The sequence below is a fragment of the Serratia sp. JUb9 genome (assembly GCF_014298095.1).
GTDB classification, from domain to species: domain Bacteria; phylum Pseudomonadota; class Gammaproteobacteria; order Enterobacterales; family Enterobacteriaceae; genus Serratia_B; species Serratia_B rhizosphaerae.
On record NZ_CP060416.1, the window covers coordinates 1,522,818 to 1,539,845 of the forward strand.

At 58.8% G+C, this 17,028-nt stretch carries 18 protein-coding genes and 1 tRNA gene; 10 read left to right on the forward strand and 9 right to left on the reverse strand.

What is annotated here, in order from left to right; translation table 11 throughout:
- Positions 1-69 precede the first annotated feature (69 nt).
- The 3 genes from HF675_RS07175 (at position 70) to glk (ending at position 2,395) form a co-directional block, all read left to right on the forward strand.
- On the forward strand, positions 70-510 hold the full coding sequence (locus HF675_RS07175) for a multidrug/biocide efflux PACE transporter (RefSeq protein ID WP_105232019.1): 441 nt from the start codon (positions 70-72) through the stop codon (positions 508-510).
- 66 nt (positions 511-576) lie between these two features.
- The gene (locus HF675_RS07180; RefSeq protein WP_187044706.1) at positions 577-1,272 is read left to right on the forward strand and encodes an aspartate/glutamate racemase family protein; all 696 of its coding nucleotides are present in this window, start codon (positions 577-579) and stop codon (positions 1,270-1,272) included.
- Between the two features lie 160 nt (positions 1,273-1,432).
- A complete protein-coding gene (gene glk / locus HF675_RS07185) occupies positions 1,433-2,395 on the forward strand; it encodes a glucokinase (protein WP_105232017.1) in 963 nt (320 codons plus the stop codon).
- Between the two features lie 62 nt (positions 2,396-2,457).
- On the opposite strand, the gene HF675_RS07190 is transcribed toward glk, so the two are convergent.
- A complete protein-coding gene (locus tag HF675_RS07190) occupies positions 2,458-3,684 on the reverse strand; it encodes an OFA family MFS transporter (RefSeq protein ID WP_187044330.1) in 1,227 nt (408 codons plus the stop codon).
- 143 nt (positions 3,685-3,827) lie between these two features.
- Here HF675_RS07190 and HF675_RS23780 point away from each other — a divergent pair, with 143 nt between their 5' ends.
- Positions 3,828-3,962, forward strand: coding sequence for a hypothetical protein (locus tag HF675_RS23780; RefSeq protein WP_255414255.1), 135 nt, complete (start codon positions 3,828-3,830; stop codon positions 3,960-3,962).
- Positions 3,963-4,070: 108 nt separating this feature from the next.
- The gene (locus tag HF675_RS07195; protein WP_187044331.1) at positions 4,071-4,358 is read left to right on the forward strand and encodes a DUF2502 domain-containing protein; all 288 of its coding nucleotides are present in this window, start codon (positions 4,071-4,073) and stop codon (positions 4,356-4,358) included.
- Here the strand turns inward: HF675_RS07195 and HF675_RS07200 are convergent, their stop codons facing one another.
- From HF675_RS07200 to HF675_RS07210, 3 genes are all read right to left on the reverse strand, one after another.
- A complete protein-coding gene (locus tag HF675_RS07200) occupies positions 4,359-5,093 on the reverse strand; it encodes a LytTR family DNA-binding domain-containing protein (RefSeq protein WP_105232014.1) in 735 nt (244 codons plus the stop codon).
- Positions 5,094-5,100: 7 nt separating this feature from the next.
- Entirely contained in the window at positions 5,101-6,786 is a 1,686-nt protein-coding gene (locus HF675_RS07205) for a sensor histidine kinase (RefSeq protein ID WP_105232013.1), read from the reverse strand.
- Positions 6,787-6,889: 103 nt separating this feature from the next.
- Positions 6,890-8,380, reverse strand: coding sequence for a UbiD family decarboxylase (locus tag HF675_RS07210; protein ID WP_105232012.1), 1,491 nt, complete (start codon positions 8,378-8,380; stop codon positions 6,890-6,892).
- Positions 8,381-8,513: 133 nt separating this feature from the next.
- Between HF675_RS07210 and HF675_RS07215 the strand changes: the two genes are divergently transcribed.
- Entirely contained in the window at positions 8,514-9,407 is an 894-nt protein-coding gene (locus tag HF675_RS07215) for a LysR substrate-binding domain-containing protein (protein ID WP_187044332.1), read from the forward strand.
- Positions 9,408-9,428: 21 nt separating this feature from the next.
- Here HF675_RS07215 and HF675_RS07220 read toward each other — a convergent pair whose 3' ends face one another.
- Positions 9,429-10,673 carry a DUF1479 domain-containing protein gene (locus HF675_RS07220; protein WP_187044333.1) on the reverse strand — a complete coding sequence of 415 codons (1,245 nt, stop codon included), beginning with the start codon at positions 10,671-10,673 and terminating at the stop codon, positions 9,429-9,431.
- 169 nt (positions 10,674-10,842) lie between these two features.
- Between HF675_RS07220 and HF675_RS07225 the strand changes: the two genes are divergently transcribed.
- Positions 10,843-11,382 carry a GNAT family N-acetyltransferase gene (locus tag HF675_RS07225; protein WP_187044334.1) on the forward strand — a complete coding sequence of 180 codons (540 nt, stop codon included), beginning with the start codon at positions 10,843-10,845 and terminating at the stop codon, positions 11,380-11,382.
- Between the two features lie 114 nt (positions 11,383-11,496).
- Entirely contained in the window at positions 11,497-12,714 is a 1,218-nt protein-coding gene (alaC, locus tag HF675_RS07230; protein ID WP_105232009.1) for an alanine transaminase, read from the forward strand.
- A 70-nt stretch (positions 12,715-12,784) separates the two neighbouring features.
- Here the strand turns inward: alaC and ypdK are convergent, their stop codons facing one another.
- The 4 genes from ypdK to HF675_RS07250 all read right to left on the reverse strand — a co-directional run bounded on the left by ypdK (position 12,785) and on the right by HF675_RS07250 (position 15,405).
- Complete coding sequence (gene ypdK, locus HF675_RS07235; protein WP_105233463.1) at positions 12,785-12,859, reverse strand: membrane protein YpdK; 75 nt, start codon at positions 12,857-12,859, stop codon at positions 12,785-12,787.
- 511 nt (positions 12,860-13,370) lie between these two features.
- On the reverse strand, positions 13,371-13,811 hold the full coding sequence (locus HF675_RS07240) for a hypothetical protein (RefSeq protein WP_105232008.1): 441 nt from the start codon (positions 13,809-13,811) through the stop codon (positions 13,371-13,373).
- Positions 13,812-14,286: 475 nt separating this feature from the next.
- Positions 14,287-14,361 (reverse strand) — tRNA-Arg (locus tag HF675_RS07245).
- A gap of 114 nt (positions 14,362-14,475) precedes the next feature.
- Positions 14,476-15,405 carry a formate/nitrite transporter family protein gene (locus HF675_RS07250; RefSeq protein ID WP_187044335.1) on the reverse strand — a complete coding sequence of 310 codons (930 nt, stop codon included), beginning with the start codon at positions 15,403-15,405 and terminating at the stop codon, positions 14,476-14,478.
- Between the two features lie 253 nt (positions 15,406-15,658).
- Here HF675_RS07250 and ccmA point away from each other — a divergent pair, with 253 nt between their 5' ends.
- Positions 15,659-16,291 carry a cytochrome c biogenesis heme-transporting ATPase CcmA gene (gene ccmA / locus HF675_RS07255; RefSeq protein ID WP_111736693.1) on the forward strand — a complete coding sequence of 211 codons (633 nt, stop codon included), beginning with the start codon at positions 15,659-15,661 and terminating at the stop codon, positions 16,289-16,291.
- The gene (gene ccmB / locus HF675_RS07260; protein ID WP_111736694.1) at positions 16,291-16,950 is read left to right on the forward strand and encodes a heme exporter protein CcmB; all 660 of its coding nucleotides are present in this window, start codon (positions 16,291-16,293) and stop codon (positions 16,948-16,950) included. Before ccmA ends, ccmB begins: the two co-directional genes overlap by 1 nt.
- The last annotated feature ends 78 nt before the right edge of the window (positions 16,951-17,028 follow it).

Here is a 17,028-nt window from a genome sequence, read left to right on the forward strand (position 1 = left end):
TTAATCTACGCAAAAAAGCGATGATAATCACCTCACTTTTCCAACCATGAGTAAAAAAACAGGTGAGTTATGCAACTGCAAAACAAGTCTTTTAGCGAACGTATCGTCCACGCGGTGGGGTTTGAAGCGATCGCCGTCATGATCTGCGCACCGATTGGTTCGTGGATCCTGGGCCGTTCCATGGCGCAGGTCGGTGCTTTGGCGGTCATGCTTTCCAGCGTTGCCATGCTGTGGAACATCGTTTACAACGCGGGGTTTGATCGCCTGTGGCCGGTGAGCCGGGTAGTACGCAACCTGAAAGTGCGGATGCTGCACGCGGCCGGCTTTGAGGCCGGCTTTATTCTGATTGGCGTACCGATTGCCGCCTTTATGCTGAACCTGACGCTGGTGCAGGCTTTTATGCTGGAACTGGGCTTTTTCCTGTTCTTCCTGCCGTATACCGTATTGTATAACTGGGCCTATGACGCGCTGCGCCAGCGCTGGATCGCGGCTCGGCTGGCGGTAAAATAACCGGTCGTCAAGCGGCGATAGCTCAGGTAAGGTCGCTATTATCCGTAACGTACTCCGGGGGCGATGATGAAAGTGCTGGGACTGTTAGGCGGGATGAGCTGGGAATCCACCATCCCTTATTACCGTATGATCAACGAACAGGTGAAAACGCAACTGGGCGGTTTGCATTCGGCGAAAATCGTGCTGTACAGCGTTGATTTCCATGAAGTCGAGCAGTTGCAGCATCGCGGCGACTGGGAAGGCGCCGGACGATTGCTGGCTCAGGCGGCGACGGCGCTGCATGCGGCGGGCGCCGAAGCGATAGCGATTTGCACCAACACCATGCACAAAGTGGCGGATGTGGTGGAGCAGGCCAGCGGCCTGCCGCTGATTCATATCGCCGATGCCACGGCGCAGCAGGTACGCCAGCAAAATATCCGCCGCGTCGGGCTGCTGGGTACGCGCTTTACCATGGAGCAGGATTTTTATCGCGGGCGGTTGCAGGATAAATTCGGCATCGAAGTGGTGACGCCGGTGGCGGCGGATCGCGACAGCGTGCACCGTATAATCTATGAGGAGCTGTGTCTGGGCCACATTCATGTCGCTTCGCGCGAGGAATATCGGCGCATTATCAGCGATCTGGAACAGCAAGGCGCGCAGGGGATTATTTTCGGCTGTACGGAAATCGGCCTGTTGGTCGGCCCGCAGGATGCTTCGGTACCGGTATTCGATACCACGGCGATTCATGCGCGTGCGGCGGCGGAGTATATCCTGGCGCGTTAGAGGGCATGTTTTGCACGCCGTGATGGTCGGCCGAAACGATTTTTGTGATCTATGTTACTATTGAGCCGCCGTGCCGCGGGCAGCGATTGTTGTTTTCCCGACGGGGTTTTACAGTGTTGGCTGCCTGCCGTTTATTTACTTTTTTGCGGAGAAAACATCGATGACATATGCCCTCGTAGGTGACGTTGGCGGCACCAATGCCCGCCTGGCGCTTTGCTCGCAAGAGACGGGTGAAATCAGCCAGGCGAAAACCTACTCAGGCCTGGAGTTTGACAGCCTGGAAGCGGTGATCCGCCAATATCTGCAGGAGCATCAGCTGGAGGTGCAGGACGCCTGTATCGCCATCGCCTGTCCGGTAACGGAAGACTGGGTGGCGATGACCAATCATTCCTGGGCATTTTCGATCAGACAGATGAAGGCGAACCTGGGACTGGCGCACCTGGAAGTCATCAACGACTTCACCGCGGTGTCGATGGCGATTCCGATGCTGACGGATGCCGACGTGCTGCAGTTCGGCGGCGGTCAGGCGCAGCAGGATAAACCGATTGCCGTTTACGGCGCCGGCACCGGGCTGGGGGTGGCGCATCTGATCCACGTCAATCGCCAGTGGGTAAGCCTGCCGGGCGAAGGCGGCCACGTAGACTTCGCACCCAACAGCGAAGAAGAAGACATCATTCTGGAAACGCTGCGGGCGGAGATGGGCCATGTTTCGGCGGAGCGCGTGCTGTCCGGGCCGGGGCTGGTCAACCTGTACCGGGCGATTGTCAAATCTGACGGCCGGCTGCCGGAGAACCTGGCGCCGAAAGATATTACCGAACGCGCGCTGGCCGACAGCTGTATCGACTGCCGACGTGCGCTGTCGCTGTTTTGCGTGATTCTGGGGCGTTTCGGCGGCAACCTGGCGCTGACGCTGGGCACTTTCGGCGGCGTTTATATCGCCGGCGGCATCGTGCCGCGCTTTATGGAATTCTTTAAAGCTTCCGGCTTCCGCGCGGCGTTTGAAGACAAGGGGCGCTTTAAGGATTACGTGCAGGAGATCCCGGTGTTTATGATTACCCATGCGCAGCCGGGCCTGCTGGGCGCCGGCGCCCACCTGCGACAGACGCTGGGGATTGAGCTGTAACGGTACGGACATGAAAAAAGGGGCGCAGCTTAATGGCTGCGCCCCTTTTTGTTGGCCGGATATCAGGCTTTGACCAGATCCGCCGGCTGGTGTTCGTTCTGTTCGGCCCTGATGGCCGGCTGCGGCGTTTTGATAAACAGGGTAATCAGCAGGGACAGCAGCGACAGGACGCCAATCACCATAAAGGTGGTGTGGAAGCCGCCGAAGTATTTGGCGATAAACGAGCCGGCCAACGCGCCCAGTCCGAAGCCCTGGTAGATGATGCCGTAGTTTTTGCTGTGGTTTTTCAGGCCGAAGAAGTCGCCGACAATCGCCGGGAATACGGTGATATTGCCGCCGAAGCAGAAGGCGACGGCGCCGACGCACAGGAAGAACAGGCTGTGGCTGAGGGTAAAGGTGCTCAGGGCGACGATCGCCAGCACGGTGACCAACATGGTAAAGCTGATGACGCGCATCCGGCCGACTTTATCCGACAGGGTGCCGAGAATAATACGGCCGGCGGTGTTGAAAATCGCCACGGCGGAGACGGTGTTGGCGGCGGTGGCAACGTCCATTCCGGCCAGCTGCACCCCCATATCCTTGACGATGCCGATCAGGTACAGGCCGCTCATGCAGGCGGAGAAGAAAATGGCAAACAGCAGGTAGGCTTCTTTGGTCGCCAGCATTTGGCGCACGCTGTAGTTAACGCTCCGGCCACCTTGCGCCGCTGCGTTGGAGGCTGCGGCGGCCGGCTCTTTCAGCAGCAGCGAACCGAAGACGATTAACGCCATCACGATAACGCCCCAGTAGAAGAAGGCGGCGGAGACGCCCGCATTGGCAATCAGCGCGGCGTTAACGTATTTGAACAGCAGGCTGCCGCTGCCGAAGGCGCCGACGGAGATGCCGGAAATCAGCCCTTTGTTGGCCGGGAACCACTTGATCAGGTTGGACAGGGTGGAGATATAGGCGATGCCGACGGCGAAACCGACCACCACGCCGGCCAGCAGATAAATCATATCCAGCGAGCTGGCGTGGGCGCTGGCGATCAGCCCCAGCCCGACCAGCACGCCGGCGGCCAGCGTCAGGTTGCGGATGCCGAAGCGTTCCTGCAATTTGCCGGCGAACAGAGTGGAAAACGCCAGGAAGAAACTGGTGATGGAGAACGTGGTGGCGACATCCGCCAGGCCCCAGTGGAATTTATCCACCAGCGGCTGGTTAAACAGGCTCCAGGTATAGATAGTTCCCAGGCCCATCTGACAGATGATGGTGCCCAGAACGATAAGGCTGCGATTTACCGGTTTTGTTCTCATGGCCGGTTTCTCCTGTATGTAAGTGTGCGTTACCCGTGGTGTAAATGCGCGGAGCAAATCGGCTCCGCAGTATGGGGATATTATATGGCCGGGGTGGCGGCCGGCGGCGGATTGGGCATGAGTTGCCTCTGCCGAGGAATGAAATGCATCAGGCGCTGCATGAGTTGCCGTTTTTGGCGCAAAAACGTCGTGAAATGCGCCCCTGGACATGTGATCTAAATCAAAATTATCAACGATTTATTGCCGGACGGCGGGGAAGAATTGTGGGGGAATTGTGAAGGTTCTGTGCGGATGAGGTAAACCGGCGTTTGTCTGATGGAGCGGCTGCGGGCGTGGTATTAGGGTACCGGCAGGCGGATTCGATCCGTTAATGCAGGAGCCATAGTATGAAAAAAAGAGCACTATTATTGGCGGCGCTACTGGCGCTGCCGCTGGTGAGCCAGGCCGGAATTTTTATTAACGTCACCCCGGACAGCGCATGGCGCGTCGGCGACCGTGACCATCGCGGCCACTACTGGGATGGCCACCGCTGGCGCGAGGCGCGCTGGTGGCGAGCACATCACCGCGATTACCGGCCGCCGCGCCACTACCGCGGGCACGACCGTCCGCCGCACCGGGCGGATTTCCGTCAGCGGGAATGGCATCACCACCACGATCGCCATCACCGCGGCTAATTACAGACGCATCAGCTGGCGGAACGCCTTGACCTTGCTGCGGCTGACCGGCACCTCAAACTCCAGGTCGCTCAGCCGCAGAATATAGGTGTTATTGAACCAGGGCACGATTTCGCGGATTTTCGCCAGGTTGACGCAGTAGGAGCGGTGGCAGCGGAAGAAATGCTCTTCCGGCAGCCGGGCGTAAAACTCGCTGATATTCATCGGCATCACAAACTCTTCACGGCGGGTGTACACCCGCGTCACCTTCTCATCGGCCGCCGCATAGTAAATATCGTTGATGTCGGTAACGATGATGCGATCGTTTTTTATCAGGTTAATGCTGTGGCCGCCGCGCCCGGCCGGCTGCTGCTGTTCGGGCTGGTTCAGCGAACGCTGGTGCAGCGCCTCCAACTTTTGCAGCATGGTGACGATACGCGCCTCGTGGTACGGCTTGAGAATATAGTCGAAGGCTTCGATCTCAAAGGCTTCCACCGCGTGTTCTTTATAGGCGGTAATAAAGATAATCGCCGGCCGGTGGGCGAACTTGCTGATGTTCTGCGCCAGCAGCACACCGTCGAGAGACGGGATATTAATATCGAGGAAGATGGCGTCCACCTGATGATTTTGCAGGTATTTCAGCACGTCCAGCCCGTCATCGAAGGTGGCTTCGATGGTGATGTTGCTGTGCTGTTTGATCAGGTAGCTCAGCTCTTCCTGCGCCAAAAACTCATCTTCAACAATGATGGCTTTCATACTTTCCTCATGCTTCTTCTGCCGGCTGTTCGGCGGCCGGGCGCCGTTTGCCGCCGTCTTTAGTGATATAAAACGCAATTTCGGTGCCTGGCTCCAGACGGCGAATCTTCAGCCCGGCGCCGTACAGCAGCGAGACGCGGTGGTGCACATTGAGCAGGCCGATATGGTTGCCCGGCATTTCGTTGCGCGCCACGCGGTCAATCACCGCCTGGCTGATGCCGTGGCCGGTGTCTTGCACCGAAATCCGAATGCGCTCACCGTGGTCCTTGACCGCAATCACCACCACACCTTTGCCGCGGCAGGGCTGAATGCCGTGCACGATGGCGTTTTCCACCAGCGGCTGGATCAGCAGGCTGGGAATGCGCAGCGCGATATCGTCGTCGATATCGTAGATCACCGTCAGTTTGTCGCCGAAGCGCGCCTGTTCAATGGCGATATAGTCTTGTACCTGATGCAGCTCCTTACGGATATCAATCAGCTCATCGTTCAGTTCCAGGTTGTAACGCAGGTAACGCGACAGGTTGATAATCAGCTGGCGCGCGGTGTCCGGTTTGAGGCGGATCGATGAGGAGATGGCGTTCAGCGCATTAAACAGAAAGTGCGGGTTGATCTTGCTCTGCAGCGCGCGCATTTCGGCTTTGTCCGCCATCTGGCGCAGCTGCTCAATGCGGGACACCTCCATCTGGGTGGAGATAATCTGTGACAGACCGACCGCCATCACCTTCAGGGTATTGGTGATCTGGTGTGCGTGGCAGTAGTAGATTTTCAGCGTGCCGCTGACTTCGCCCTTTTCCCACAGCGGGATCACCAGCTGCGAGTGGATCTGCGGCGTGGCGGGGCTTTCATGGTTGTTCTTGATGATGATTTTGCCGTGGCGGATGCTTTCCCGCGTCACCCGGCTGAGGCTTTCCCGCCCGACCGGATAGTGCTCCTCGCCGACGCCGACGTAGGCCAGCACGCTTTGGGTATCGGTCATCGCCACCGCATCGGCCTGAATATCGTGGCGGATAATGTCGCAGATGGTGGTCAGCGACTCGCTGTTGAAGTTGCGGAAGTAGGGCAGCGTTTTACGGGCGATATCCAGCGCCAGCTTGGCCTGACGTGCGGCGATCACCTCTTTTTCATCCTCGACGCTCTGCACCAGCAGCACGATCAGGCCGATGCACACCGTGCCGAGGATCATCGGCAGGGCGATTTGCGCCACGATCTCCAGCCCCAGCTCGGTCGGCGACGCCCACAGGACGATCAGCAGCATGGTCAGGCTTTCGCACAGCATGCCGCCGAGAATGCCGATACGCCAGCGACGCTCTTTTTTCACCTTCAGGTTGATATAGGCGGCGCTGATGCCGGCGATGATGCTGGTGATCAGACAGGGCACCGAGGTAATGCCGTCGATATCGATCAGATAGCGGTGCACGCCGGCGATAATGCCGGTGACGACGCCGACCCACGGCCCGAACAGGATGCCGCCGGCCATAATGGCGATCACCCGCACGTTGACCAGCGAACCTTCGACGTTGATGCCGGAATAGGTGCTGAACAGCGCGAACAGCGAGAAAATGGCGGTGACCGCCGCCAGTTCCAGCGGCGTGTGCTCCTCTTTTTGCAGCAGCTGGCGGAACAGCCGGGTGCGCGTCAGGAAGAACAGGCAAATTAACATCAGCGCGGCACGATCGAATACCGCTAACAGCATTTCAAAAAAAGGGTGCACAACGGCTACTCGCTGCGGCGAAACAAGATGGCGCCCAGTATATCACAGCGTCGGGCGCCGGCTCAGGGAACGCACGTCCTCGCCGTCAGCGTTTAAAGCCCGGGATAAAGCGCGTGACGTCCACCTCCATAAAGGCGCTGCGCTGGAACTGCGCCTTCAGCGCGTAGGGCACCGTGCAGTCAAAAATGGCCTTGCAGGCGATGCCCTCCGCGCGGATGGACGGACTGAAGGCCGGTGACGATGACGGATCCAGCGGGTGGCAGCGTACGCCGGGAATAAACACCGTGCTGACGTCGCCCTGATAGCGGGTGGTCATTGCCCACATCACGTCGTTCATATCGAACAGGTCGACGTCCTCGTCCACCAGCATGACGTGTTTCAGCTCTGAAAAGGCGGCGAATGCCAGCAGTGCCGCCTGCCGCTGGCGGCCTTCGTCGTTTTCCGAGCGTTTTTTCACCTGCAGCACCGCCAGATATTTGCCGGTGCCGGGGGAAGGGCAGTGGACGTTCAGTACAAAGCCGGGCAGCGCCCGCTCGACCATCTGCAGAATGCTGGCCTCGGTGGGGATGCCGGCCAGATTAGTGTGTTCATCGCTGGCGCCGATGCAGGTTTGCAGGATCGGGTGTTTGCGGTGGGTGATCGCCTTCACTTTGATCACCGGCAACGCCGCTTTGGCCTCCCCGGTATAGCCGGGGAACTCCGGCATCGCCTTACCGCTGTTGGTGTGCTGATCTTCGCGCACCCGCACGCCCGGCAGCAGTTCGCCCTCAATCACCACCTCGGCGTGGGCGATGGCGCGTGCCGCCACCGTCAGGCACGGTGCCAGTTCCACCGGGCGGTTGCGCAGCGCGCCGGCCACCGACAGCTCGTCGAAGCCCAGCGGCGTGGTGGGCGGCTCAAAACAGGCGCCGATCTCAATGGCCGGATCAACGCCGATGCTGATGGAGATCGGCAGCGGCTGGCCTGCCGCTTCGGCCTTCATGCGGAAGGTATCAAGGTGGCGGCCGGGTACGAAGTACATCGAAATTTCATCTTTGCCCTGGACGCACAGGCGGTGAATGGTCACGTCATGTTCGCCGGTTTCCGGATCGGCGGCGTAACACATGCCCAGCGTAAAATAGGGGCCGGCATCGTCCGGCGTATTGGTCGGCGCCGGCAGCAGTTTGAGGATGTCGAAATCCGGGTCGCTGGCCAGGTGCACCACTTCCTGGCAGGCGGCCTGCTCACGCGGGATCTCCACCGGCGCAATCGGCTTGCTCACCGAGTCTTTCAGCAGCCAGGCCAGCCGTTCCGGCGTACTGCCCAGCAGGTGGGCCACGCGTTTGCGCGACGCCAGCAGGCCGATCAGCACCCGCATATCGTCATAGCCTTTGATGCGGTTGAACATCATGGCCGGGCCGATGCGCGTCGGGCGCATCACGGTGCCGTGCGCGCCGACGTAGCGGTAAACGCCGGACAGTTCGGCCATCGGATCGACCGGTTCATCGGTGGCGATCAGTTCATCATCAATGTGGCGCAGCAACTCCAGGGCGGAACGCAGGTCGTGCACCTGCGGTAGTTCGGTGGTCGTGGTCATTGGCGTTGTCCGTCAGGTTGTAGGGGTAAGGCGATTTATTGGTGGTTATTTCTCCACTATCGGGCGAGGATTGATTTCTGTCTAATAGGCTTTAGCCTGTTTTTAATCATCATTCGTTATCACAGGATGGCTTATGAGCGATATGCGTCAGCTGTACTCGTTTATTGCGCTGGCCGAAGAGATGCACTTCGGGCGCGCGGCGGCCAATGTGCACATTGCCCAGCCGGCGCTGAGCCAGCACATCAAGCTGTTGGAGCAGCGTCTGGGGCTGCGGCTGTTTGAACGCGATCGCCGCCACGTGGCGCTGACGCCGGAAGGGCGCGTGTTGCTGGAGAAAGCGCGCGATACGATAGGTCGCTATGAAGGACTGCTGCAGACCGCCGCCAGCCTGCGCAGCGGCGCCGACGGCGCGATCCGGCTGGGATATGTCGGATCGGCAATTTACGATCCGGCACTGATGACGCTGATGCGCGACTACCGTCAGGCGCGGCCGGGCATCGAGCTGGCGATGGAGGAGCATGATGTGAAGCGCCAGCTCATCCTGCTGCAGAACGGCGATCTTGATGCGGCGCTGGTGCGTACGCCGGTGCCGCAGTTGCCCGGGCTGGTTTATCAGCAGGTGGTGCAACGGACGTTGATCGCGGTGCTGCCAAAGGATCATGCGCTGAGCGGATGCGGAAAGCTGTCGCTGCGGCAGCTGGCGCAGGCGCCGTTTTTGATCCAGAACGATCCGCCGGGTATCGGGCTGGCCTGGTCGGTACTGGACGCCTGCCGGCGCGCCGGCTTTACGCCGCACCCGCTGAAGGCCACGCGTGATGTGGCGGTGACCATCGGGCTGGTGGCGCTGGGGATGGGCGTGGCGCTGGTGCCGGAGACGCAGGCGCTGGCGCGGCGTGAGGATATCAGCTACCACCCGCTGGACGATCCGCTGGCGGTGAGTACGCTGACGCTGGCCTACCGGCAGAACACTCAGCAGGCGGCGGTGAAGGACTTTGCCCGCTTTGTCCGGCAGCGCGCCGCGCACTGAGGTACGGCGCGCTACGGGTGGTTATTTCAGGCCGAGCTGTTCTCTGCCGAGCGGCGTCAGCAGCTCTTCACCACCGCGGCCAATGAAGTCCACTTCGAAATCATCCGCGGCGAAGTCCGGCGGCGTGCGGCCGCTCAGGAAACTGGGCAGCTGCCGCTGCAGATAGGCGTCGTTCTTTGCGCAGCCCGGCGCGGCGGCGATATACATCACGTTGCTGTCGAACTCGCCGTGGTGTTCATTTTCCACCGCGTGGATCACGTCGCAGTGCCAGAATACGCAGTCGCCCGGCTCCAGATCCGGAATAGGGGAAATCCCTTGCAGTAAAAGGGGATGCCATGTTTCCGAAATCGACAGCGCGCGTCCCGGTGCGGCATCGCACAGATCGTCATCCGCCACGTCGTCCTGCAGCGCGCGCAGCAGCACGTAAGCCATGGCGTTGGCGATCGGCACCAGGTTCAGCGTCCCGGCGTGGGTGCGCTGCGGCGTCAGCGCCGTCCAGCCCTGAAAAGTGCGGAACATTGAGCAGGCCGCCGGCGAGGCGATTTCCCGCACCTCGGTGCGGCCGTCGGCGGCGAAAGGGTCGTAGCGTTGCCACTCGCCGGAGAATACGTGGCGATAGACATAGCGGAAATTCTCGTCCAGCCAGCGTTCGATGGTGCCGCTGTCGACGTGCGGCGACAGGCCGAGGGAGGAGGAGTTTGGCGGGCGGCGGCGGGTGCGGTCGGCATAGGTGGCGACGCGCTGCGGGTCGAAGTGCTGCTTACCGTCGCTTTCGCTTGCCCACAGGCTGTTCATGAAGACCTGCACCGCGTGCATGCGCCGATCCTGGCGCGCCTCCACCTGCGGCTTCGACCAGTAGATGCCGTAAATCTGCGGTTTGCTGGCGGCCAGTTTACCGAAGTAATTATCCTCGGCGGCGTTTTTCAACCGTTCGATAAAGTTGTTGCGGCTCAGATAGTCGCCGATTTCGCGGTTCCAGCCTTCGGCGGTGGCGCGCGGGAACACGCCGCGGATGGCGCAGGCGCCGCGCTGCCTGATCAGCGCCTTCTGCTGCTCGCTCACCCGCTGTTGCAGAATATCCTCGGCGTCGATTTGCGGCACCGGATTGTGGCCGGCGGCCAGCTCCTGGCGGATCTGTTCCACCTGCTGGCGAATGTTGTCCTCCAGCGCCAGAAACACCTCGCGGTAGTTGGGCAGCGCCTGGCGCAGCTGCCGTTTGACGTTCTTGATGGCGGCGGGGATATCGTCGATAACCAGTGCAGTCATAAGGTTCTCCTTACTATCGCCGGTGGCGGCGCTTGTTATTGTCGGGTACGGGGGAAAAACGTTATGGTTTTGTTCTTTTGAGGTTAACGATTATCTGAATTTAATAGCGGAAAATAAAGGGATTGCTTTCATTCGAAACTTCCTGTTTTTCGTTTTTTGGAGGTGGCGCATGGAACTGGTTACGCAACGTTTGACTTTACAACCCCTGACTGAAGAAGACTGGCCGCTGTTTTTACAGCTGTATCGCGACCCCCAGGTCATGCGCTATATGAGCGATCCGCTGGATGACGCCGAGGTGCGCGCCCGCTTCGCCAGTCGTCTGCCGGCATGGGATAAACATAGTATGCACTGGCTGTGTCTGGTACTGCGTGAGAAGGCCAGTGGGAACGCGCTGGGGCTGACCGGTTTTCGGGCTGAGTGGCAGCCGTTTCAACAGGCAGAGGTAGGGTTTGTCAGCCTGCCGGCCGGGCAGGGGAAAGGTTACGGCAAAGAGTCATTGCGGGCGCTGCTGGCGTTTGCCTTTAACGACTGTGGATTTCATAAGCTCAACGCCACGGTGACCGAAGGCAACATTGCATCGCGGCGCCTGTTGGAAAGCTGTGGTTTCCAGCTTGAAGGCACACTGCGTGATAATTATCGCCTGGGTGGGCAATGGTGTAACGACTGGCAGCTGGGCCTGCTGGAGGCGGAGTATCACGGTATGCGCTAAAAAATAGCGTGGGGTCTCGACAGCCTGCCGGCGCTGCGATATGTTCAATAACAGGCCAAAAACTGGCCAGCGTCGCTCGGACGGTCCGGGCGCTTACGTCTCTTCGAGGAATCTATGGCTGATAATCACAGTCCGCGCCGCTTTACGCGCATTGAACGTCTTCCCCCGTACGTGTTTAACATCACCGCCGAACTGAAGATGGCCGCACGCCGTCGCGGCGAAGATATTATCGACTTCAGCATGGGCAACCCCGACGGCCCGACGCCGCCGCACATTGTGGAGAAACTCTGCACCGTGGCGCAGCGTGAAGATACGCACGGCTACTCGACCTCACGCGGTATTCCGCGCCTGCGCCGGGCGATCTCACGCTGGTATCAGCAGCGCTATCAGGTGGATATCGATCCGGAAAGCGAAGCCATCGTCACCATCGGCTCCAAAGAGGGGCTGGCGCATCTGATGCTGGCGACGCTTGACCATGGCGATACCGTGCTGGTGCCGAACCCGAGCTACCCGATTCATATTTACGGCGCGGTGATCGCCGGCGCACAGGTGCGTTCGGTGCCGCTGGTGGAAGGCGGTGATTTCTTTGGTGAGCTGGAGCGCGCCATCCGTGAAACCATTCCGCGGCCGAAAATGATGATCCTCGGCTTTCCCTCCAACCCGACCGCGCAGTGCGTGGAGCTGGATTTCTTCGAACGGGTGGTGGCGCTGGCGAAGCAGTACAACGTGCTGGTGGTGCATGATCTGGCCTATGCCGATATCGTCTATGACGGCTGGCAGGCGCCGTCGATTATGCAGGTGCCGGGGGCCAAAGATATCGCGGTTGAGTTTTTCACCCTGTCGAAAAGCTACAACATGGCAGGCTGGCGTATCGGCTTTATGGTAGGCAACCCGGAGCTGGTCAGCGCGCTGACGCGCATCAAGAGCTATCACGATTACGGCACCTTTACGCCGCTGCAGGTGGCGGCCATCGCCGCGCTGGAGGGCGACCAGCAGTGCGTGCTGGATATCGCCGAGCAGTATCGCCAGCGTCGCAACGTGTTGGTGAAAGGCCTGCATGAAGCCGGCTGGATGGTGGATAACCCGAAGGCGTCCATGTACGTCTGGGCGAAAATCCCCGAGCCTTATGCTCACCTGGGGTCGCTGGAGTTCGCCAAACGTCTGTTGGCGGAGGCGAAGGTCTGCGTGTCGCCGGGTATCGGCTTTGGTGAGTATGGTGACGATCACGTGCGCTTTGCACTGATTGAAAATCAGGACCGTATCCGCCAGGCGGTACGGGGCATCAAGGCGATGTTCCGCGCTGATGGTCTGATCGCGCCGGCGGCCAAATAGCGCGCCAGATGCAGAAATAACAAAGGGGCGCCGGTGCGCCCCTTGTTGCCGTTCTGGGTTTGGTGGTCCGTCAGGAAACCATATACATGAAGGTACCAACCCATGCAACCAGCATGAATGAAATGCCCATCAAAAAGTATTTCACTTAATAACTCCCCTCATGGAGTGCTCGCAAGTCAACGATCCCGATTGTTGTGCTGAGTATTTTATAGGATGCCCGGCGCGCCTGGCCGGTTCTTTTTGTCATAAAAACAGCCTGCTGGTAGCTTGAGCATCCCGGTCGTCGCATTTTATCCGTTTAAGAAAACACGGGAAACGCGACAGGATCGGCGCTCAATGTACTCCCAATCTTTGTATTATTTCAATACTGTGTTTTTGATCACACTTTATGGCTGTTTTTTAATCACTTTCCGTTATTTTCTCATCGATTTCCGTCCGGCTGCACGATGTGGAGAAACGGGGCGATGTTTATCACATTTCGAGCAGGGCAATGCCCGCCGCTGCGGCAAACCAGAACAACAGACAGCCCAGTAACACTGCGCACCAGATATGGCGACGTATCCATGCCATGATCAACTTTTCTCATGCCGGTGAAGGGAGATAATCCATTCATCGGCCGCCGCAGGGAAATGTTTAGTCCGGTCGCGTACAATTTTTTATGGCTTATCGCCAGTATGCACCGAGAGCCGGATTTCGTAGCCCAGCAAGAACAGCGCCTGTTCCAGCGCTTCGGCTTTCGAGGCATAGGCAATATCCAGCAGGCGGTTCATCTGCCCGGCGTTAAAGCCCAGCTGGCGCGCCAGTAACGCTTTCGGCATCTGTTTTGCCAGCAGGGCGTTATGCAGCGCGACCTTCAGCTGTACCAGCAGAGGCAGCGGTACCTGCAGTTCGTCGCTATCGTTCGCGGAGGGCGGCGGCACCGCGCGGCCTTCTTCAATCTCAATGGCGAGGGCGGTCAGCAGTGAGTCCTGCGCTTCCAGCTCCACGTCTTCACGTTTATAGCAGGCGGCCTGAAATTCCGGGAAATCGCGAAAGCCGATGTGCCAGCAGTCGTCTTCGTCATCAAAGTGGTAGTGGGCCGGATAGTGGCTAGACATAGCGCTTCCTGATTGTCGGCATGATGGTAATGGCTGGCAAGGGTAGCATGAGTCGGGGGAGAAAAGGGGACGGATTGATATTCCGAGGAAATGGGTAGCGCGACACCGGCATCGTGCGGGCAATGGCGACGGAAGTGCAACGCCTTTGTCATCTGATATGATCTGCGCATCTATTGGCAACGGTTTACTTTAAAAGTATTCTAATCCTTAACATAGATCCCGTGATGTCTTAAAGATAAATTAATTTTAAAAATATATTTTAGGATTTAACGCAGATATAAAATTATTTTACACAGGAAAACTAAAGTTAGAAAGGATGTCAATAATTACTGACGCCTATCATGTATATAAGGCAATGAATTTGTCTTTTAATATATCCAATTTAAGGAGAAGGATTATTTTTAAATAAAAGTAAAAAGAGGCGTGTTTTGGGCTGGAGGAATGTGTCTTTATCAGTGTAGAGAGCAACCGTAAATGGTACCCCCGACTGGAATCGAACCAGTAACTAGCCCTTAGGAGGGGCTTGTTATATCCGTTTAACTACGGGGGCATGCCGGATTCGGGGCATTATACCCGTTTTTCTTCCCAGAATAAGCGCTTAGCGGTGCGTTTGCTTATTTCCTCGCCAGTGGGGATAGCCGCTGGCCGACAGAACGGGGAAAATTCAGCGTTTGTCATCACCGTCAACGGCGCGTGTTGCCTGTGCTTTCGCCTGATTGCTGATGTCGTTGCGAATCTGCGCATGGCTGATTAACGCAAAGATAAAAGTACCGCCGATGATATTGCCGGCAAGTGTCGGCAGCGCGAACGGATAAATAAATTGTTGCCAGCCGATGACGCCGTTGCACACCAAATAGATGATCTCAACTGAACCGACGACGATATGGGTCAGATCGCACAGCGCCACCAGATAGGTCATCAGCACGATCACCCAGATTTTAGCGCCGCCGGCGGACGGCAGCATCCAGACCATAGTGGCAATAATCCAGCCGGCGAGGATCCCATTGGCAAACATCTCCTGCGGGGTGTTATGCATCACTTCCTGTCCCAGGGAGACAAAGGCCTGCCGGGTGGCGGCGTCAAACAGCGGCAGGTGGGTAAAAGCCAGCGCCGCCAGCCCGGTGCCAAGCAGGTTGCCCAACAGCACCACGCCCCACAGTCGCAACAGAATAAGCAGGTTCTTCGGCGTGGGCTTGTGCATGATCGGCAGCACCGCCGTTACCGTGTTTTCGGTAAATAGCTGCTGACGCGCCATAATGACGATGACAAAACCAAAGGTATAGCCGATATTCTCAATGAAAAAGCGGCTGGGATCGTCGGGCAGGCGGGCGTGGAAGATGCCTTTGGCCATCAGCGATGCGCCCATCGACAGCCCGGCGGCGATGGCCGACCACAGCAGCGCCAGCCAGTCACGCTCCAGCTCTTTTTCCCCTTCCATACGGATCTGTTCATGCACCGCCGCAGCGCGGGAGGGCAGGTTCTCCGCGTTGACGTCAATGGCGGCTTTTCCCTGTTCCCGCTCTTGGCTGTCTACTGTGATATCGCTTTCGGACTGCTGATTGTCTGTTGCGTCGCCTGGTTGCTTATTATCCATGCATATCCTCCGACAGCCGTACCGAGATTATTTATTAAGCGTAGCCGCAGGGGCGGCGGGAAGGGAAATAAGTTGGTCAAATTGCAGAAAAAAGTAACAAGGGTTTAACGTTGGCGCATTTTTCTACGCATTATTGATCTGGTGCGCAATATTACCCCTATTGGAGTAGTTTCTGCGCTGGCCGCAGGCTACGAGCCGCCGATCGCTTGTGCTATCATGCGCACACCCAAAGAACAATAGCCGAGTCCTGCCGATGCTGGAAGCCAAAAACCTGAGTTGTGTCCGCGATGAGCGCACCCTGTTTAGCGGGCTGAGTTTTTCGGTGAGTCCGGGCGATATGGTGCAGGTGGAAGGGCCGAACGGCGCGGGAAAAACCAGCCTGCTGCGCATTCTGGCCGGTCTGGCGCGTCCGGATGAAGGCGAAGTGCGCTGGCGGGGCGAGAATACCCGCCGCAGCCGCGAACGCTATCATGCCGAGCTGTTGTTCCTCGGCCATCAGCCGGGCATCAATGCGATGCTGACGCCGTTTGAAAATCTGCGCTTTTATCAGCGCGCGGCCCGCGGCGGTGACGGACAGGCAATCTGGCAGGCGTTGGAGCAGGTGGGGCTGGTCGGCTATGAGGATCTGCCGGTGGCGCAGCTGTCCGCCGGGCAACAGCGTCGCGTCGCGTTGGCACGACTGTACCTGAGCGACAGCCCGCTGTGGATCCTGGACGAGCCTCTGACCGCCATCGATAAACAGGGCGTCGCCGAATTGATTCGCCATTTTGAACAACATGCGCAACAGGGCGGTATGGTAGTGTTGACCACCCATCAGGAGCTGGCCGGCAGCCAGCGGCCAGTGACGAAAATTAGTTTGTCGGACGCAGGGATGGAGACGGCCTGATGTTTTTAACCCTGCTGCGGCGTGAATTGAAAATCGCCTTTCGCAAAGGCTCGGAAATCGTTAACCCGCTGTGGTTCTTTCTGATCGTTATCACGCTGTTCCCGTTGGGCGTCGGCCCGGAGCCGCAGCTGCTGGCGCGTATCGCGCCGGGCATCATCTGGGTGGCGGCGCTGCTGGCGTCGCTGCTGTCGCTGGAAAGGCTGTTCCGCGACGACTTTCTTGACGGCTCGCTGGAACAGCTGCTGCTGCTGCCAACCCCGCTGCCGTTGGCGGTGTTAGGCAAAGTATGTGCTCACTGGGTGGTGACGGGGCTGCCGTTGCTGCTGCTGTCGCCGCTGGTGGCGCTACTGCTGTCGCTGGACGTGCAAACCTGGCTGGCGGTAGCCGCCACCTTGCTGCTCGGCACGCCGACGCTGAGCCTGATCGGCGCCATCGGCGTCGGGCTGACCGTCGGGCTGCGCAAAGGCGGGGTGTTGCTGAGCCTGCTGGTGCTGCCGCTGTATATCCCGGTGCTGATCTTCGCCACCGGCGCGATTGACGCTGCGGCGATGGGGATGCCGATTGACGGCTATCTGGCGATACTCGGCGCGATGCTGGCGGGCAGCGTGACGCTGGCGCCGTTTGCCACCGCCGCTGCGCTGCGGGTAAGCGTGCACTAGCTAACAGATAAGAAGAGCCGGGCAACGCCGACAAGAGCGGCCCCGGCATACATCATTTGCCGCCCCGCAGCGCAGGGC